Source organism: Streptomyces sp. NPDC054783 (genome assembly GCF_053611725.1).
In genome coordinates this window covers 133,398-151,061 of record NZ_JBSHAY010000003.1, presented here as the reverse complement: position 1 = coordinate 151,061, position 17,664 = coordinate 133,398, and the positions used below count along the sequence as shown (strand labels likewise).

General features: G+C 70.5%; 14 protein-coding genes. 9 read left to right on the top strand and 5 right to left on the bottom strand.

Annotated elements, in window-relative coordinates:
* Positions 1 to 2 precede the first annotated feature (2 nt).
* Positions 3 to 821, bottom strand: a complete 819-nt coding sequence (locus ACWGJ5_RS07610; RefSeq protein WP_453308846.1) for an alpha/beta fold hydrolase — start codon at positions 819 to 821, stop codon at positions 3 to 5.
* A 49-nt stretch (positions 822 to 870) separates the two neighbouring features.
* Positions 871 to 1,329 (bottom strand): cupin domain-containing protein, encoded by a 459-nt coding sequence (locus ACWGJ5_RS07605; RefSeq protein WP_453308845.1) that lies wholly within the window; start codon positions 1,327 to 1,329, stop codon positions 871 to 873.
* A gap of 137 nt (positions 1,330 to 1,466) precedes the next feature.
* Here ACWGJ5_RS07605 and ACWGJ5_RS07600 point away from each other — a divergent pair, with 137 nt between their 5' ends.
* Positions 1,467 to 2,081 (top strand): TetR/AcrR family transcriptional regulator, encoded by a 615-nt coding sequence (locus tag ACWGJ5_RS07600; protein WP_453308844.1) that lies wholly within the window; start codon positions 1,467 to 1,469, stop codon positions 2,079 to 2,081.
* A gap of 124 nt (positions 2,082 to 2,205) precedes the next feature.
* On the opposite strand, the gene ACWGJ5_RS07595 is transcribed toward ACWGJ5_RS07600, so the two are convergent.
* From ACWGJ5_RS07595 to ACWGJ5_RS07585, 3 genes are all read right to left on the bottom strand, one after another.
* Positions 2,206 to 3,516, bottom strand: coding sequence for a glycosyltransferase family 2 protein (locus ACWGJ5_RS07595; protein ID WP_453308843.1), 1,311 nt, complete (start codon positions 3,514 to 3,516; stop codon positions 2,206 to 2,208).
* Positions 3,513 to 3,686 carry a peptidase gene (locus tag ACWGJ5_RS07590; protein ID WP_107100563.1) on the bottom strand — a complete coding sequence of 58 codons (174 nt, stop codon included), beginning with the start codon at positions 3,684 to 3,686 and terminating at the stop codon, positions 3,513 to 3,515. Before ACWGJ5_RS07590 ends, ACWGJ5_RS07595 begins: the two co-directional genes overlap by 4 nt.
* A gap of 164 nt (positions 3,687 to 3,850) precedes the next feature.
* Positions 3,851 to 5,110, bottom strand: a complete 1,260-nt coding sequence (locus tag ACWGJ5_RS07585) for a nucleotide sugar dehydrogenase (protein ID WP_453308842.1) — start codon at positions 5,108 to 5,110, stop codon at positions 3,851 to 3,853.
* Between the two features lie 1,091 nt (positions 5,111 to 6,201).
* Between ACWGJ5_RS07585 and ACWGJ5_RS07580 the strand changes: the two genes are divergently transcribed.
* The 8 genes from ACWGJ5_RS07580 (at position 6,202) to ACWGJ5_RS07545 (ending at position 17,567) form a co-directional block, all read left to right on the top strand.
* Positions 6,202 to 7,326 (top strand): polysaccharide deacetylase family protein, encoded by a 1,125-nt coding sequence (locus tag ACWGJ5_RS07580; protein WP_453308841.1) that lies wholly within the window; start codon positions 6,202 to 6,204, stop codon positions 7,324 to 7,326.
* A 390-nt stretch (positions 7,327 to 7,716) separates the two neighbouring features.
* Positions 7,717 to 8,226 carry a hypothetical protein gene (locus ACWGJ5_RS07575; protein WP_453308840.1) on the top strand — a complete coding sequence of 170 codons (510 nt, stop codon included), beginning with the start codon at positions 7,717 to 7,719 and terminating at the stop codon, positions 8,224 to 8,226.
* Entirely contained in the window at positions 8,223 to 9,272 is a 1,050-nt protein-coding gene (gene pstC / locus ACWGJ5_RS07570; RefSeq protein WP_453308839.1) for a phosphate ABC transporter permease subunit PstC, read from the top strand. The genes ACWGJ5_RS07575 and pstC overlap by 4 nt, the downstream gene beginning before the upstream one ends.
* 1 nt (position 9,273) lies before the next feature.
* Positions 9,274 to 10,527: a phosphate ABC transporter permease PstA gene (pstA, locus tag ACWGJ5_RS07565; RefSeq protein WP_453308838.1), complete on the top strand. Its 1,254-nt coding sequence runs from the start codon at positions 9,274 to 9,276 to the stop codon at positions 10,525 to 10,527.
* Positions 10,528 to 10,592: 65 nt separating this feature from the next.
* A complete protein-coding gene (pstS, locus tag ACWGJ5_RS07560; RefSeq protein WP_453308837.1) occupies positions 10,593 to 12,311 on the top strand; it encodes a phosphate ABC transporter substrate-binding protein PstS in 1,719 nt (572 codons plus the stop codon).
* Positions 12,308 to 14,863 carry a hypothetical protein gene (locus tag ACWGJ5_RS07555; RefSeq protein WP_453308836.1) on the top strand — a complete coding sequence of 852 codons (2,556 nt, stop codon included), beginning with the start codon at positions 12,308 to 12,310 and terminating at the stop codon, positions 14,861 to 14,863. Before pstS ends, ACWGJ5_RS07555 begins: the two co-directional genes overlap by 4 nt.
* Positions 14,864 to 14,961: 98 nt before the next feature.
* Positions 14,962 to 15,960, top strand: coding sequence for a hypothetical protein (locus ACWGJ5_RS07550; RefSeq protein ID WP_453308835.1), 999 nt, complete (start codon positions 14,962 to 14,964; stop codon positions 15,958 to 15,960).
* A gap of 35 nt (positions 15,961 to 15,995) precedes the next feature.
* Positions 15,996 to 17,567 (top strand): Ig-like domain repeat protein, encoded by a 1,572-nt coding sequence (locus tag ACWGJ5_RS07545; RefSeq protein ID WP_453308834.1) that lies wholly within the window; start codon positions 15,996 to 15,998, stop codon positions 17,565 to 17,567.
* Positions 17,568 to 17,664 lie beyond the last annotated feature (97 nt).

Here is a 17,664-nt window from a genome sequence, read left to right as displayed (position 1 = left end):
GCTCAGTGGGTGGGCCGATGGGCGGCGTGCGCGTCGGCGAAGTCCCAGACCACGGGCAGGAGTTGCTGGGGGGTCTCGATCTGGGGCATGTGACCGGTGCGGGGGAGCAGTTCGAACGCGGCGCCTGGGGCGGCGGCGGCGTACGCACGTCCGTACTCGACGTCGACGACCCGGTCGCTCTCGCCCCACGCGACGAGGAGCGGGGGCACGACCTTGGCCAGGCGCTCGCGCAGGGTGGGGTCGGCCATGGCGTGCGGGCCCGAATAGACCCGCAGCGCGGCGCGGTTGGCGGCCGCCAGGGCGCGCTGCTCGTCGGAGAACGTGCTGGGGTCGATGCGGAACCTCTCGACGTCGTGGAAGGAGAGAGCGGACAGTTCGGCGGGCGTCAGGGTGAAGGGGTCGGCGACCGGGTGTCCGGGGACCTGGATGCCGGCGGCGTTGACGAGGACGACGCTGCTGATCCGGTCACTGCCGAGCAGGGCGACTTCGGCGGCGATCCAGCCGCCTATGGAGTTGCCGACGACGGTGACGTCCTCCAGGCCGAGCTCGTCCAGCAGTCGTACGTAGACCTGGGCGAGGGTGGGCACGTCGGTCAGCCAGTCGGGCCGGGCGGTGCCGCCGAAGCCGGGGTGGACGGGGGTGATGACCCGCGCCGGCCGCTGCCCGGCGAGGAGGGCGGCGAACCCCGTGACGGTCTGCGGACCGCCGCCGCCGTGCAGGAGCAGGAAGGGGTGACCCTCGTCCCGCTCGTCGACGGTGAAGCTGAGGTCGACGTCGCCGGAGTCGAGGGTGAGGGTGATCGTGCGGGCGGTGCTGGTCATGTGAGTCTCCAAGTCGGTTGTCGGTGACGGGGGTTACTGACGCGGGCCGTCACGCGTAGTCGGTCGCCGGCTCGGTGGCGTACCGGCTCATCACCTGGGCGGTCGCCTGCGGGGTCAGTTCCCGGCCGCCGGCGATCATGTCCCTCAGGTCGCGGAAGTACTGGACGTACAGGTCGGGGGTGAAGGTGTTGAGCATCACCGCCGGCTCGTCGCCGAGGTTGGCGAAGGTGTGCGGGGCGCCGGGCGGGATCATCGCGAGGGTGCCGGCCGGTGCGACATGGGTCGTCTCCCCGACGGTGAAATGCACGGTGCCGGAGACCACGTAGAAGCCTTCGTCGTGCTGGGCGTGGCGGTGCTGCGGGGGGCCTTCGCTGTGCGGGGCGAGGGTGATCTCGCCAATGCCGAGACGGTGCCCGGTGGTGCTGCCGTCCTCGAGGATGCGGATCTGCGCCGGCCCCAGACGGATCGTCTCGCCGTCGTCCGGGCCGACCACGGAAACCTCGGTCATCGCCATCTCCTTCGTGAGAGTCAGCTCTCACGAAGAAGGTTAGAGGGCGGCATCTCGTTATGCAAGTGAACTCTCATGACGAGGGTAGCCAGTGATAAGGTGACGGCGGATGGACGGACGCGAAAGGGGACGTACCGGTGGCGACGACTCGGACGGACACCGGCCGCAGCAATCAGAAGAGGCGCACGCGTACGGCGATCGTCGAAGCCGCCCGCGAACTCATCGGCACGGGCGGCGAGGTGACCATGCCCGCGATCGCACGCGCGGCCCTGGTTTCCGAGGCCACCGCCTACCGATACTTCCCCGACCTCCCCTCGCTGATCAGCGAGGCCCTGGCCGGCGCCTGGCCGCCCCCCGCCGAGGCGCTCGCGCCGGTCGCCGACTCCGCCGACCCCGTCGAACGGGTGGCCTTCGCCTGCGAGTTCCTGTTGCGCGGCGTACTCCTCAGGCAGGGAGCGGTGCGCGCCATGATCGCGGCCACCATCACCCGCCCCGAGGCGGCGACCGCCAGACCGGGTATCCGATTCGGTTTGATCGACCTCGCCCTCCAGCCCCTGGAGGAGAAGCTGGGGGTGACGGATCCGGAAGCCCTCGCCCAGCTCAAGCGGGACCTCGCCGTGGTCGTCAGCGCCGAGGCCCTCTTCTCCCTCACCGACCTGTGCGGCCTCGCCCCCGACGACGCCATCGCCAGCGCGGTACACACGGCGACCACGCTGACCGAAGCCGCACAGCGGACGACCCCGCGCGGGTGAGCCGAGCACGCAGAGCTCCGAAGCGTTCCCGGCAACGCACAAGCCCCAGGCCACTGGCCTGGGGCTTCGGCGGTTCTGGCTGACCTGGGCGAAGGGTCGGGATGGCCCGCCTGGCCGGCTGTTGTTACGGGGTCCGCGGAGTTGTGCGGTGGCGTCCGCCCGGCAGGGCCGTCCTGGCCGTCAGCCCGCGCGACTGCCAGGCGTTGTCGCGGAGCTTGAACAGTGCCCAGTAGCGGGTGGGGCACAGCAGCACGATGTTCATGAACACGGCCGCGGGTGTCCCGACGAGCCAGGAGCGCCAGCGCTGGCGTGTGGTCAGGTCCGGCCGCATGAGCACGTACAGACCCGCCTGGCCGTACCGGACGACGACGTACGTCGCCAGGTACACCAGGGCCACGCCGGGATCGTGGTAGCGCCCACCGAGGGTCAGCACCGTCATGACGACGGTCCAGGCCAGCATGATCGGGGTGATGACCAGCTGGAGCAGACCGAACGTCGGCGATATGAGCTGCTTGAAGGACAGCCGTGCGTACACGAACGGCAGCATCCACCACCAGGACCGCGCCCAGCGCAGACGCTGGCGGTATGTCTTGCCGAGGGTGGTCGGCATGTCGGTGACCACGCCGGCCTCGTTGACGGCCACGACCTCACCGCGCATGAGGGCCCTCAGTGCGAGCCACCGGTCGTCACCCGTGCCGCACTCGACCTCGTAGGCGTCCAGGTGGTCGTAGAGCAGGCCGGCCCGGTAGAGGGCCAGTGCTCCCGACGTCGTCTCCAGGGCTCCGAGCATGGAGCGCGAGGAACGCATCATCACGCAGGACGTGCCGATGTCGATGTCCGCGGCCCGGGAGACCCAGGTCTCCTCGAAGTTGCGGATGTAGATCATTCCGGTGGTGGCCTGGATCTTCGGGTTGCTCATGGCGCGGAGCTGCTGCTCCAGGGCGTCGGGGAACGGCTCGCCGTCCGAGTCGATGGTGAGGACGAAGTCGAAGTGCTTCCCCTCCGCCTGGAGATGGCGGAGCACGGTGACCTGGGCCCCGCGTTTGCCCTTGTTCTCCTGCCGGTGCCAGAAGACCCGGGGGTGGCCGAAGGGCTGCACGGGATGTTGCCGGGAGCCGTCGTCGATCACGTGGATCTCGTCGACCGGATGTGTCTGCGCCAGGAGCGACCGCACCGTGCGGTGCAGATTCTCCGTGGGTTCTTCGAAGGCCGGGACGATCGCTACCGTACGGCCGGGAGCGACCGGAAGGTGAGCGAAGGACCGGCCCTTGAGGAACGAGAGCAGGCAGAGCAGGATCACGACCATGCCCAGCCACCAGTAGAACGTCAGGATCGGGCTCTTCGACCGAAGGTGGACCACCACGGTGGCAGCGGCGAGAGCCGCCGCCACCACAGCGGTCACCACGGTGAACCTGGCCCGTGATGAGGTGCTCAAGCGGACACCCGCCTGCCGCGGGTCGCCAGGCGGAAGACCGCCGCCCCGCCGATCACCAGGAGCATCGCTCCCAGCACGATCCATCCCAGCCCCGTGCCGCCGGTGGCGGCCAGTGCTGCTCCTCCTGCTGCGGTGCCGATCGCGGCACCCGCACCGTTGTGTCCGTACATGCTTCGGTCCTTGTCGGGGTGTCGAACGCGCCGTGAGCATCGGCCAGGCAGGAGACGTCCACTGCCAGTGGAAAGGAGATCCGTGCCGGGAGTCGTCCGTGCTTCGGGTGTCCCGACGGCGCCTGCCGGCCGTCGCTTGCCCAGGCGGCTGTTCTACGGGTGGGTCAGAGCCGCTCGACGTGCGGCGCGCGTGCCATGGCCCCACGGGTGTCGAGCACGTAGGCGGCCTCGTCGGCGAGCTGGGCGAGGTCGAACTCGGCGTGCGGCGTGAGCAGCACGACGGCGTCGAAGTCGGCGACGCTCTCGCCGCCCGCTGCTCCGGCGAAGGGAATGTGCCGGCAACCGCCGTCGGGCAGATGGGGATCGACGACGACGACTTCGGCTCCCATGGCACGCAGCCGGTCGATGACCTGGACGGCCGGCGACTGCCGGGCGTCCGACGTACCCGGCTTGTAGGCCGCGCCGAGCGCCAGAATGCGTGCTCCGTGCACGCTGCGGCGGAAGCGGCTGCTGAGGGCGTCCTGCAGACGCCGGACGACGTAGTCGGGCTGGCTCTCGTTGATGTCCTGGGCCAGTTCGATGAGCCGGAAGGTCTGCCCGTGCCGTGCCTTGACGTGGTGGCTGAGGTAGACGGGATCGATGGGCAGACAGTGCCCGCCGACACCTGGGCCGGGCAGGAACTTGGTGAAGCCGAACGGCTTGGTCGCCGCCAGCTCCAGGGTGTGCCACACATCGACTCCCAGCGTGTGAGCCATGCGTGAGAGCTCGTTGACCAGGGCGATGTTGACGTGCCGGTAGGTGTTCTCGAACACCTTGGCCAGCTCTGCCTCTTCGAGCCCGGAGGCGGGCACGGTGACGTCGGTGACCGAGTCGTAGAAGGTCTTCACACGTTGCAGGCACGCGTCGGTGAGACCCGCGACGATCTTGGGTGTGTTTTCCAGGCGCCAGTCGGCGTTGCCGGGATCGATGCGCTCGGGACTGAACCCGACATGGAAGTCCCGCCCTGCGATGAGGCCGGAGCCCTCCTCCAGCAGGGGTATGAGCACGTCGCGGGTGGTGCCGGGGTGCGTGGTGGACTCCAGCACCACGGTGGCGCCCGGCTCCAGCCACGTCGCCAGTGTCCGCCCGGCCTCACGCACGCAGGTGAGGTCCGGGGCTCTGTCGGTCAGGGGTGTCGGCACGGTGATGACCGCGACGTCGAAGCCCTTGAGGTCCTTCGGATCCGAGCTGGGCCGGTAGGCGCCCGAACTCAGCACCGCCTTGAGTCGGTTCGACGGGATGTCCTCGACGTACGACATGCCGGAAGCCAGCTTGTCGCAACGCTTCCGATCGGGTTCGTAGCCGGTCACGACGTGTCCGGCTTCGGCGGCACTGAGGGCTAAGGGCAGGCCGACATAGCCCTGCCCGAGCACGCAGATGTGCATGGTGGTTCCTCCCCTTGAGCCGGCCCGCGAACGAGCGCAGACCGGAAAACGGCGCCCCTGAAGTGCGGCTGCCTGTTCCTGAAGCAGGCAACCGCGGCGTCGGGTACTGCATGAACCGCGGTGTGTCAGCGACTCGGCCGGAGCCCCCCGTCGGGCCACTGCGGTCGCTGGTTTCGATGCACCGCCATCTCAATCGCGGGTCTGAGGACCTCGTGTCCGGTACCGCGAGATGATCTTCACAATTCCCCCCTATATGTGGACCTTAAGGGTTCAATAGGCCACCTCGGCGTGGAACCCTCTTTGCCGAGCCGATACCTACGAATCGCCTCTGAGGTCTGTGCGGGCACCCGACAGACGGCCAAGTGCCCCGCATGCACGGGTGATCCACCGTGAGGCCTTCGACGGATGCCCGGTCTGGAGCTGCCCGGCGCCGACAAGGGACCGTGATCCACCGGTGCGGGCCCAGTCCCGACCCGTCGGTTGATCTTCACGATTTCTTCCCGTTCGTGCTTGGTCAGGGTTTCAAGATGTGCCCCTCAAACGGAAGCGGTGTTCCCATATCACTACCCGTGAGCGGAAGCACGAGCAGTGGCCGCGCGCCGTTGTGTGCGCCCATGTACCACTGCCCGAGGTCGTGCTGCCGAATGTCGAGCAGTCATCTTCGAGAGTCGCCGCGAAGCCGGGGTCGGCTGCGCGACGCTGTGCCAGGAGGCGCGGTCGCATCCCGGACGACGGGGAATCGGGGCGAGTGGGGAGCGCGCGACCGGATCGGCTCGGCAGCGCCGGGGAGCAGAAATGCGTACAGGGGGCACGTCGTGAGCGCACCGTCTTTCGGCCGGAGGTCGGCTCTGCGCCTTGCCGGAGCATCCGGCCTGTTCGTGGCAGGGGGCGCACTACTGGGGGACGCCGCTGTGCTCAACGGCGCTACGACGCCGGCCCACGCCCCTTCCGGGCGCCGCCCGCGGTACCGCCGTGCCGCGTGGTCGCAGCAGCTCCAGCGGGGTCACGGGTGGACGGCCGCCGGAGCCGGCACCGCGTCCACCGACCTCGGCGACAACTTGGATTTCGCCCGCGGAAGCCAGTCGGTGCGAGTGACCACCAACGGTAGCGGCAGGCAGTCGTACGTCCGCAGGACCGGCATGACCGAGCTGAACCTCACCGGCAGGATGATCCGCCTGATCTTCCGTGTCGAGGACACCACCCAACTGGCCAGGCTCGCCTTCTACGTGGGCACCGACTCGTTCGCCAACCACTTCGTCTGGCAGTTCCATGCGCACTCAGCGACGGCAGCCAACTATGTCCAGTCAGGGGAGTGGGTGACGGTCCACCTGCAGTGGGCCGACGTCACCTCGGCGGCCGGGACCTGCTCGATCGGCCCGACGGGGGCGCCTTCCACCAAGGCCGGCTTCACCGACATGTCGTTCGCCGTGTACGACAATGCCGGTGGGCCGGTGACGTACTGGCTGCAGGCAGTGGAGCTGGTCCCCGACACCACGTCCGTCTTCCCCAAGGGCGTCGTTTCCGTCACCTTCGACGACTCGCACGGCTCGGTGCACGATCTGGCGCGGCCGGTGATGGACCCCTACGGGTTCCCGGGCACGAGTTACAACATCGCGGACGCCATCGGTGCCGGCGGCTCCCTGACGATCGGCAGGATGCGGTCGCTGCAGGACCACTCGGGATGGGAGATGGCGGGGCACGCGTACGCGTCGAGTGCTCATGCGGCGGGCTACAGCGCGCTGACCGCCCGACAGGTCGACGACGACTTCCGCAAAGTGCGCGAGTGGCTGGTGTCGAACGGCTTCACCAGCGAGCACTTCGCCTACCCGCACGGCGCCTTCGGGAAGACGAAGGACGGCGTACCGGTGGATCTCATGGCCGGCAGGCACTTCACCACGGCCCGGTCGATCATCTCGGAGACGACCGAGTCCTTCGCACCGGCCATGCCGTACCGCTTGAAGGCGCTGACGGGCATCACCGACGGCAACGGCATCGGCGGCACGGTTCTGTCCCGGCTGACGAGCCCGGGCGGCAGACTCGACCGCTGCGCCACCAACGGCGACTGGCTCATCCTGTGTCTGCACCGGGTCGTTGCCGGGCGGCCGCGCAGCAGCACCGAGATCAGCCAGAGCGGCCTGGCGGCGCTGATGAAGGCGATCTCGGACCGGCACATCCCCGTCGCGACCGTCGGTGAGGTGATCGAGTACTACACGTAATGCGCCCCGCGTCGGGCCGCCTCTTCTCGGCGCCCGGATCCTCCACAGCGTCTTCACGAAGGCGCAGTCCGGACACCGGGCCGAGCACCTGCGCCACCGGGCCGAACACCCGCCTCCGACCGGCTGACCTCCCCTGCCAATGCCGGCATCGGGGCGCAGCGTGACCACCGCTTGATCGTTGTCACGTTGGGTTCCCAAGTATCTCCCGTTCATCTTCGCTCCGTTCGGCCTTCGCATGACCGTGCGCACAGACACCCCACAGCCGGTGACTCTCAGGTGCGCTAGGGGGATGCCTTTCGGTCAGGGGCGAGAAGTTTTCGCAAAGGTGGAGGGGGGTCGGTCCGTATGGTCCGCCCGCGCTTTCTGTATGTGCCGACGGAGGAATTTGGCATGGCCCCGTCGCTCAGCCAACAGAGACATGCCAGACCGGACGGGGGGTCCAGACCCGTCGGCTGGCGGTTGATCGGCGCCAACAACCGTGAACTCGGCCGCTGCGCCGCCACGTTCGAGAGCCTGGCCGCGTGTCAGGCCGCGGTGAACCAGCTCCGCGAGCGCATAGCGGACGTACGGCCGGTCCTCGCCATGGCCCACATCGCGGGCACCTGGACATGGCGGGTCGCGCTCGACGGCCAGAACGTCGCCACATCCGGACGGCCTTACCAGCGGCACCGGGAGTGCCAGCACAACCTGGGCCTGTTCCTCGCCGCGCTGCCGGTGGCCGAGCTCAGCTCCGGGCTGGTCAGCCTGCCGCGGCTGCGCGGTCTGCACGTGCCCGGCCCGGTGCGGCCCGTGCCGCCGGGGGTCCCGGGCACCGCGCCGCCGGACGCCCCCGGTGAGCGAGCCGACCCGCTGGGGTCCACGGTTCCCCTGCGGATCCAGGCCGGGGCGGGGACGCCGTGAGCGCTGCCACGTCCGGCTTCGGGCAGCCGAATCCGTTGAACCCGACGGGTCCGGCGGACCCGGATCTTCCTGACGTACCGCGTGACATCCGGGCCAGAGGAGAACTGGCGGACCGCCTCTTCCGTGGCGCGGCGCGCGGCAGTGGTGGCGTCGTGCTGGTGATCATGCTGCTGGTCGGCGTCTTCCTCGGCTACCGCGCGTGGCAGGCGCTGCGCGTGGCCAAGGGCTCGTTCCTGACGACGTCGGCCTGGGAGCCCGACTCCCATCACTTCGGCATCGCCGCGGTGCTGACCGGCACCGCGCTCATCGGTGTCGTGGCGATCACCATCGCCCTGCCGCTGGCGCTGGGCACCGCCCTGTACATCTCGGAGTACGCGCCGCGCCGGCTGCGGCGGACGCTGGTCAGCCTCGTGGACCTGATGGCGGCGGTACCGAGCGTGGTGTACGGGCTGTGGGGGGCCTTCTTCCTGCAGAGCCGGGTGGTGGGGCTGTCCCGGTGGATCTCCACGTACTTCGGCTGGATCCCGGTCTTCAGGGTCGACGGGACCGACCCGCACGACCCACTGGCGACGAGCACGGTCTACACCTCGTCCACGTTCATCGCCGGGACGGTCGTGGCCCTGATGGTGACCCCGATCGCCTGCTCGGTGATGCGCGAGACGTTCTCCCAGGCGCCCGGGGGCGAGCGGGAGGGGGCGTTCGCACTCGGGGCGACCAGGTGGGGCGTGATCCGTACGGTCGTGCTGCCCTTCGGCCTGGGCGGGGTGATCGGCGGCACCATGCTGGGCCTGGGCCGGGCGCTGGGCGAGACGATCGCCGTCTACATGATCATCTCCCCGGTCTTCGCCGTCCAGCCGCACATCCTGCAGAACGGCGCCAACTCCGTGTCGGCGCTGATCGCGCTGCGCTACGGCTCCGCGAGCGACTTCGGCATGTCCGCCCTCATGGCCGCCGGACTCGCCCTCTTCCTCATGACCCTTGTCGTCAACTTCATCGCCTCCTCGATCGTGGCACGCAGCCGCTCGGGCGCGGGGGCGGAGGCCTGAGATGAGCGACCTCCTCAACAGCGACCCCGACGGCGACCTCCTCGAGAAGGAACCGATCCGCAGGGCCGGCCCGCCCCTCGAAGGACCCGAGGGATCCGGGGGACCCGAGGTGCGGCGCAGCACCTCGACCGTCCACGCCACCGATCTCCTCGCGTTGGCCGGTGCCGCGGTGGGAGCCGTCGCCCTGGCGGCCCTGCTGTTCGTCCGCATCGCCCCGTTCGACTCGGTGCTGGGCTTCGTGGTGGTGACCTATGTGCTCTTCCTCGGTCTGTACGCGGTGCTCGTCTCCTTCGACGAGAACGGCGTCGCGGTACGGGACCGGGTGGCCGCGGTGCTGTGGCACAGCCTGGCCGTGCTGCTGCTGACCGCCCTGGTCTTCGTGATCGGCTTCACCCTGTGGCGCGGTCACAGCGCGCTGGCGCACCTCAACTTCTTCACCCAGGACATGTCGAGCACGGGCCCGCTCCAGCCGCTCACCGACGGCGGCGTGGTGCACGCGATCGTCGGCACGCTGGAGCAGATCACCATCTCCCTGGCCGTCACCGTCCCGCTCGGGCTCGCCTGCGCGGTGTTCCTCAACGAAGTGCCCGGACGCTACGCACGTTTCGTACGGACCATCGTCGAGGCGATGACGGCGCTGCCGTCGATCGTGGCCGGTCTGTTCATCTACGCCACGGTGATCCTCATCCTCGGCGTCGACAAGTCCGGGTTCGCCGCCGCGCTGGCGCTCGGCGTGATGATGCTGCCGATCATCATCCGCGCAGCCGACGTGGTCATCCGGCTGGTGCCGGGTTCGCTGCGCGAGGCGTCGTACGCGCTGGGTGCGAGCCAGTGGCGGACGCTGTGGACCGTGGTGCTGCCCACCGCGCGCTCCGGCCTCACCACCGCGGTGATCCTGGGGACCGCCCGCGGGATCGGCGAGACCTCGCCCGTGCTGCTCACCTCCGGGGTCAACGCCGGACTGAACGCCAACCCGCTGAGGGACCCGCAGATCTCGCTGCCGCTGGCCACCTTCGATCTGGTGCGCTCGCCCCAACCCGCCTACATCGCCCGGGGGTTCGGGGCCGCCGCGCTCCTGATGGCCCTCGTGCTGCTGCTCTTCGTCGCGGCCCGGATCATCGGCGGGCGCGGGCCGGGTGAGCTGACCCGGTCCCAGCAGCACCGCAGGGTGCTGGCCTCCCGCCGGGACGCCGAGCGGATGGCGGCCCGCCGCACCGGACCGTCCGCCGCCCGTTCCCGCCCGAAGCACCGCTGACCAGGCCCGAGCAGGACCAGACCGACCCCACCACCCGGAAACCAGGAGCCAGGAGTCAACCCGCCATGTCCGGATCACGCCCGGCAGCCCGGGCACGCGCCCGAGCCAGGGCCCTGACCGCCCTTGCCGCCTTTGTCGTCGCATTCCTCCACTGCGCACTCGTGCCCGCGAACGCGGCGACGTACGTCCCGATCTCCGGGGCCGGGTCCACGTGGAGCCAGAACGCACTCGACCAGTGGCGGGCCAACGTCAAGCAGTACGGCATGACGGTGAACTACAACGGCACCGGTTCCTCCGACGGCCGCAACCAGTTCCGCAACGGCACCGTCGACTACGCGGTGTCCGAGATCCCGTACGGCATCAAGGACTCGGGCGTGGTCGACCCGCCGCCGTCCCGCCACTACGCGTACATGCCGATCGTGGCCGGCGGCACCTCGTTCATGTACAACCTCACGATCGCGGGCCGCCGGGTGACCAACCTCCGGCTGTCCGGGGAGGTCATCGCCAAGATCTTCACCGGGGCCGTCACGACCTGGAACGACCCGGCGATCAAGGCCGACAACCCGGCCCTCGCCGCGGCGCTGCCCGCCCGCCGGATCGTGCCGGTGGTGCGCTCGGACGGCTCGGGCACCACCGCGCAGTTCTCGACCTGGCTGAGCAAGCAGTACGGCTCCCTGTGGGACGCCTACTGCGGCAGAGCCGGACGCAGCACTCCGTGCGGGACGACCTCCAACTTCCCGCTCGTACCCGGCAGCGGCTTCGTCGCCCAGTCGGGTTCGAACGGCGTCTCCGGCTATGTCGCCCAGGCGGGCAACGTCGGCACGATCACCTATGTCGAGTACTCGTACGCCGTGTACACCACGGGGTTCCCGGTGGCCAAGGTGCTCAACTCGGCCGGGTACTACGTGGAGCCGACCGCCAAGAACGTCGCCGTGTCGCTGCTGAAGGCGCGGATCAACGAGGACAGTTCGTCGCCCGGCTATCTCACGCAGATCCTCGACGACGTCTACACCGACCAGGACCCGCGGGCCTATCCGCTCTCCAGCTACAGCTACATGATCCTGCCGACCGCGCTGGAGTCGAACTTCAACACCCAGAAGGGCAAGACCCTCGGCGCCTTCGCGTACTACTTCCTCTGCCAGGGGCAGCAGCACGTGGACGACCTCGGCTACTCCCCGCTGCCCATCAACCTCGTGCAGGCCGGCCTCAACCAGGTCCGCAGGATCCCCGGGGTCGACGTCCAGTCGATCGACATCAAGAACTGCCACAACCCCACCTTCTCCGGCGACGGCGGCAACACCCTCGCCGAGACCGCCCCCTACCCGCCCGCCTGTGACAAGAAGGGCGCGACGCAGTGCGACACCGGTACGGGCGGCGCGAAGACCCCGACCAATGTGGGCGGCGGCTCCGGTGGCGCGGGCGCCGGTGGCACCAGCGGGTCCGGCGGGGCCTCCGGCGGCGCCACGGGGGGCGCCACCGGAGGCGGCTCGGGCGGACCCGCCTCCGGCGCGGGCGGCGGGAGTTCGGGCGGTACCACCACGGGTGCCGGGGGCGGCAGCGCGAGCCCGTCGGTCGATCCGGACACCGGCCAGGTGATCGGGACCAACGGCACGGCGGCCGGTGGCGGCAGCGGCGCGTACGCCGTGCCCGTGGCGACGTCCAAGAGCATCGGGGACGGCGTGCAGCAGGCGCTGATGGTGCTGGCGGGCGTACTGCTGCTGGCCCTCACGGTCGGGCCGCCCCTGATCAACTCCAGGCTGCGCGCCAAGCGGGGACGCTCATGAGCGCCCGCCGCCGGTCCCTCGCCGTCCTGCTCGTCGCCCTCGCCCTCGCCCTCGCGGCGACCGGCGCCGCCGTCCAGTCGGCGGCCCCGAGTGCAGCGGCGGGATCCGGATCCCCGGTCACCGTCTCCGGGCACGGCGACTACGCGAACCTGAAGGTGACGGTCGGTCAGACCACGCATCTGGTCAACCAGGTGGTGAAGATCTCCTGGAAGGGCGCCACCCCCACCGTCTCGGACACCAACTACGCCGCGGACTACCTCCAGATCATGCAGTGCTGGGGCGACGGCGCCGACGGCCCGGACCCGGAGCAGTGCCAGTTCGGCGGCTCGTCCGCGCTCGGTGCCGGCGCGGGCAGCCAGGCCGCCGGCGCGTACAGCAACACCCGGCAGCTCACCTACGGCGGCCTGAAGGACCCCGCCCAGCAGCTCCCGCCGCCGACGCCGACCGGCATCTCGTACATGCCCTTCCGGTCGGTGACCGGTGATGTCGTCAAGAAGGGCAACTGGAACGAGTTCTACGACGTGAACAGCACCAACGAAGTGCCGTACGCCCGCAGCGGTACCGATGGCACGGGCCAGGTGTACTTCGAGGTCCAGACGTCCCTCGAGGCGCCGGGCCTCGGCTGCGGCGCGGTGCCGGCGGGGCAGCGGAATCCGGTCACCGGACGCACGTGCTGGCTGGTCATCGTGCCGCGCGGCGAGAAAGAGGTCGACGGCGGCGCGTACACGTCCCAGCCGAACGGGCTGCTCCAGTCGTCGCCGCTCAGCGCCACCAACTGGAAGCAGCGCATCGTCGTACCCCTGTCGTTCGAGCCGATCGGCAACTTCTGCCCGATCGGCGCCGACGAGCGCAGCACCCTCGGCGACGAGACGGTCGCCGAGGCGGTGCTGCGCTGGCAGCCCGCCCTGTGCCAGACCGGAAGCAAGGCCATCTACGGCTACGCCCAGGTGACCGACGACACCGCCCGCGCCAAGCTGGTCTCCGGCAGCCCGGGCATGGTCTTCCTCGACCGCCCGGCCACCGGCGACCAGGTGCCCGCGGGACAGAGACCCGTCTACGCACCCGTCACGCTGTCCGGGCTGACCTTCGGCTTCTTCGTCGAGAGCCGGGCGGGCTTCAACGCCCCCGCGGGCGTCAAGGCGCGCAACGGCACCCGCCTCACCTCGCTCAACCTCACCCCGAGGCTGATCGCCAAGCTGCTCACCGAGTCGTACCAGGACGGCAACTCCCGCTTCGCGCCGAGCACCCGGAACAACCCGTTCAACCTGGCCCACGACCCCGAGTTCGCCAAGTACAACCCCGACTACGCGGACCTGGACTTCGGCGGCTCCCTCGGCGACGCCCTCGTGCCCGAGGCGCTGTCCGACGCGGCCTGGCAGCTGTGGAACTGGGTCGGCCAGGACCCGGCCGCCCGTGAGTTCCTCGACGGAACCCCCGACACCAAGGGGAAGTACGGCGACGCCTCCTTCTCGGGGATGACGGTCAACCCGGCCTACAAGGGCATCAAGCTGCCCGTCAGCGACTTCCCCAAGAGCGACCCGTTCTGCCAGCAGTTCCAGGACCACAAGGACAACCCGCTGTGCGTGCAGGACAAGCACCCGTACGCCTCCGACATGCACGCCGCAGCCCGTGCGGTCGCCCGCGGTGACACCCTGGCCCGCACCACCTGGGACAACACCGCCGTCCCGCCCGTCTACAAGAAGGACCCGCCGCAGGCCGCGGGACAGCGGGCCGTGCTCGCCGTGACCGACACGGCGACCGCGAGCCGCTACGGGCTGGTGACGGCGAAGCTGCAGAACGCGTCAGGCCGCTTCGTCGCCCCGACCACGTCCGCGCTGCTGGCGGGCGAGGCGACGATGAAACCCGGCGGTGTCCCGGGCGTGCTGGAGACCGGCCCGCGCACGACATCCGCGAGCGCCTATCCGCTGACCCTGCTCACCTACGCCGCGACCGTGCCGGAGAAGCTGACCAAGAAGGAAGGCCAGGACTTCGCCGCGCTGCTGAAGTTCGCGGTGGGCAGCGGGCAGCAGCCCGGCGTGTCCGCGGGGACCCTCCCGGACGGGTACGCGCCCCTGCCGACGGCACTGCGCCGGCAGACCGAAGCGGCGGCGGACTCGATCGCGTCCCGGGCGGGAACGGCCCCCGGCTCGACATCCGGCGGCGCAAGTGGTGGTTCGGGTGACTCGGGCGGCTCCGGGGCGTCGGGCGGCGGCGACGGCGGTGCGACGAGTGGCGGGGCCGGTGCCGGCGGGACGTCCGGCGGGCCCCCTGCGGGCGGGTCCGGGACGTCCGGCAGGTCCCCCTCGTCCTCCCCGCCGTCGGGGAAGCCGTCCGGCGCGCCGAAGGCCACTCCCGCGGGCAACGCGAGTCCCCTGCCGCTCACTCCGGCCTGGGCGCTCGGCCTCCTGCGCTACACCCTCCTGATCGCCCTTGTCGTCGGGCTCGCCGCCGCCGTCAGCGGCCCCCTCCTGCCGAGGGTGGCACCGCAGCTGGCGGCAGCCGTCGCGGCCTGGCGCGCGAGGGGCCGAACGCCCCACGACCGAGAGAGGTGATGCCCGAACCCGAACGCTCGACAGGTCCGCGCCAACGAACTGTCCGAAACCGGCGCCGGGCATCACCCGGCGCAAGCCTATCCGAGGGGTAAACCCACGTGAACAGAACGAAGATTGCGGTCGCCGCCCTCGGCGCCGCCGGTCTCCTCACCGGTACCGTCTGCGCCAGCGTCGCCGTCGCAGACCCGTCCGGCTCCCCGACCTACCGCCAGCTGGCCGGTGTGGGCTCCGACACCACCCAGGGCGTGATGAACGGCCTCGCCAACACCATCACGGTCAACGGCACCAAGGTCCTCGGCTCGTACGACGCCACCGGCTCGGCGAACATCACCACCAAGGACCCCGCCACCACGCCGGGCTGCACCATCGCCCGGCCGAACGGCTCGGGCGCCGGCCGCACCGCCCTGCAGAACTCGCTCCAGGCGAACAACGGCTGCCTGGACTACTCCCGCTCCTCCAGCCTGGACCTGTCGGCCGCGACGCCCGGCCTGACCTACGTCCCGTTCGCCGTGGACGCGGTCAGCTACGCCATCACGCCGACCAGTACCGTCCCGCGCAAGCTCGCCCTGGGCGACCTCAAGGCGATCTACCACTGCGACCCCAACTACGTGGGGACCGGGCCCAACTACAGCCTCACCGTGTACCTGCCGCAGGCCGGCTCCGGGACGCGCAAGTTCTGGGAGTCCACGATGGGCATCACCGACGCCGACGTGGTCGCCGGTGTCTACCCGTGCATCAAGGACACCAAGAACGGCTCGCCCGTCGAGGAGCACGACGGCCGCGTCCTCGACGACAAGTCGATCGCCCCGTTCTCCATCGCCCAGTACAGCGCGCAGAGTTCGCAGACCATCGCGGACGTCCGCGGCCGGGCCATCCTCGGCACGATCGACGACGTGGCGCCGACCACCCTCAACGGCAACTTCGGCGTGAAGCGCGACGTCTACAACGTGATCCCGACCAGCAGGATCGGCACCGCGCCCTGGAGCACGGTGTTCGTCGGCTCCGGCTCCCTCATCTGCCAGCAGGCCAACGTGATCAACACCTACGGGTTCGCGACCAACCCGAACTGCGGCGACACCACCAAGCAGACCCCCTGAGACCCCTGAACCCTGCGCAGAAGGAGAGCACTACCGTGTGGAAGCTCAGACCCTCGCGGGTGATGGCAGGCGGTCTCGCGTGCCTCGTGTCGCTGCTGGCGGTCGGCCTCGCGGCCCCGTCGGCATCCGCCGCCGGCATCGGCACCGCGACCGTCACCCCGGCGACCGGCACCGACACCTCCAGCATGAGCCTGACCACGTCGGGCCCCTGCCCCGCGAACGCGACCAACCTCATCGTGTCGGTGACGGGCTCCGGCTTCCCGGCCGCCGGCCAGAACGTCGTCGCCAACTCGCCGATCAGCACGTACAGCACGACGTCCGGCGGCGGCTACATCATCCCGCTGACGCAGACCATGCGGGACTACGCCAACACGGCCGGTTTCACGACCCTGTCGGGCCGGTACGACTTCACCGTCACCTGCCGTACGGCGTTCAACGGCACCAGCCTCGGTGACTTCCCCGCCTCGGTCTGGTTCACCTCCAACACGGCGTACCAGAACACCGACCCGGCCGCGAAGACCCCCACCACCACCTCCGTGGCGGTGTCCCCGGCGAGCCCCGCGACCGCCGGCACGAACGTCACGCTGACCGCGACCGTGGCCCCGGCCTCCGCCGCGGGCACCGTGCAGTTCCGCGACAACGGCACCGCGCTGGGCGCCCCCGCGACGGTGACGGGCGGCACGGCCACGTTCAGCACGACCGCGCTGGCCGTGGGCACCCACTCGCTCACCGCGGACTTCACGCCGACGGACACCACCTCCGCCGCGTCCTCCTCCACCGCGGTCTCCTACACGGTCGACCCGGCCCCGGCCCGGGCGACCACCACCGCGCTCGCCGTCTCCCCGGCCGGTACGGCGGCCCAGTACAGCCCGGTCGACTTCACCGCCACCGTCACGCCGAACGGCGCGGCCGGTTCCGTGAAGTTCCAGGACACGGTCGGCACCACCACGACCACGCTGGCCACCGTGCCGGTCGCCGGCGGGCAGGCGGCGTACAGCACCTCCGGCCTGACCCCCGGCGACCACTCCTTCTCCGCCGTCTTCGTCCCGACGGACACCACCGCGTACACCGGGTCGGCCTCGGCCCAGGTCGCGTACACGGTCGGCCCGTTCGCCGGCGTCACCGCCGCGGAGAACATCACCACCACCGTCAACCCGGGTGCGCTGGTCATCAGCGTGGCCAACCCGAACGTCACCCTGCCGTCCCCGGCGCTCGACACGGGCGGCGACCTCATGACCACCGCCGGCAAGATCAACCCGGTCACGCTGACCGACACCCGGGCCGGCAACCCCGGCTGGTCGGTGAGCGGCCAGGTGTCGGACTTCTCCGACGGCGGAACGCACACCATCAACGGCCAGAACCTCGGCTGGACCCCGAACGTGGTCGACAAGTCCACGGCCCAGACCGTCACCGCCGGTGCCGCCATCGCCGCGGCGAACGGTGTCGCGCCGGCCGACGCGGGCAGCGCCGGGCTGAAGTCGTCCCGTTCGCTGGCCACCGGCACGGGCCTCGGCACCGCGCACCTCGGCGCCGACCTCGCGCTCAACGTGCCGACCTCGACCGTGGCCGGCACCTACACCGCAACGCTGACCCTGACGGCCATCTGACCCCCGGATGGCCGGGGCCGGCGCCACCCCCGGCGTCGCCCCCGAGTCCGGGGCGGGCCCCGCACCCGCCCCGGACTCACCCCCGCGAGCCGTACGC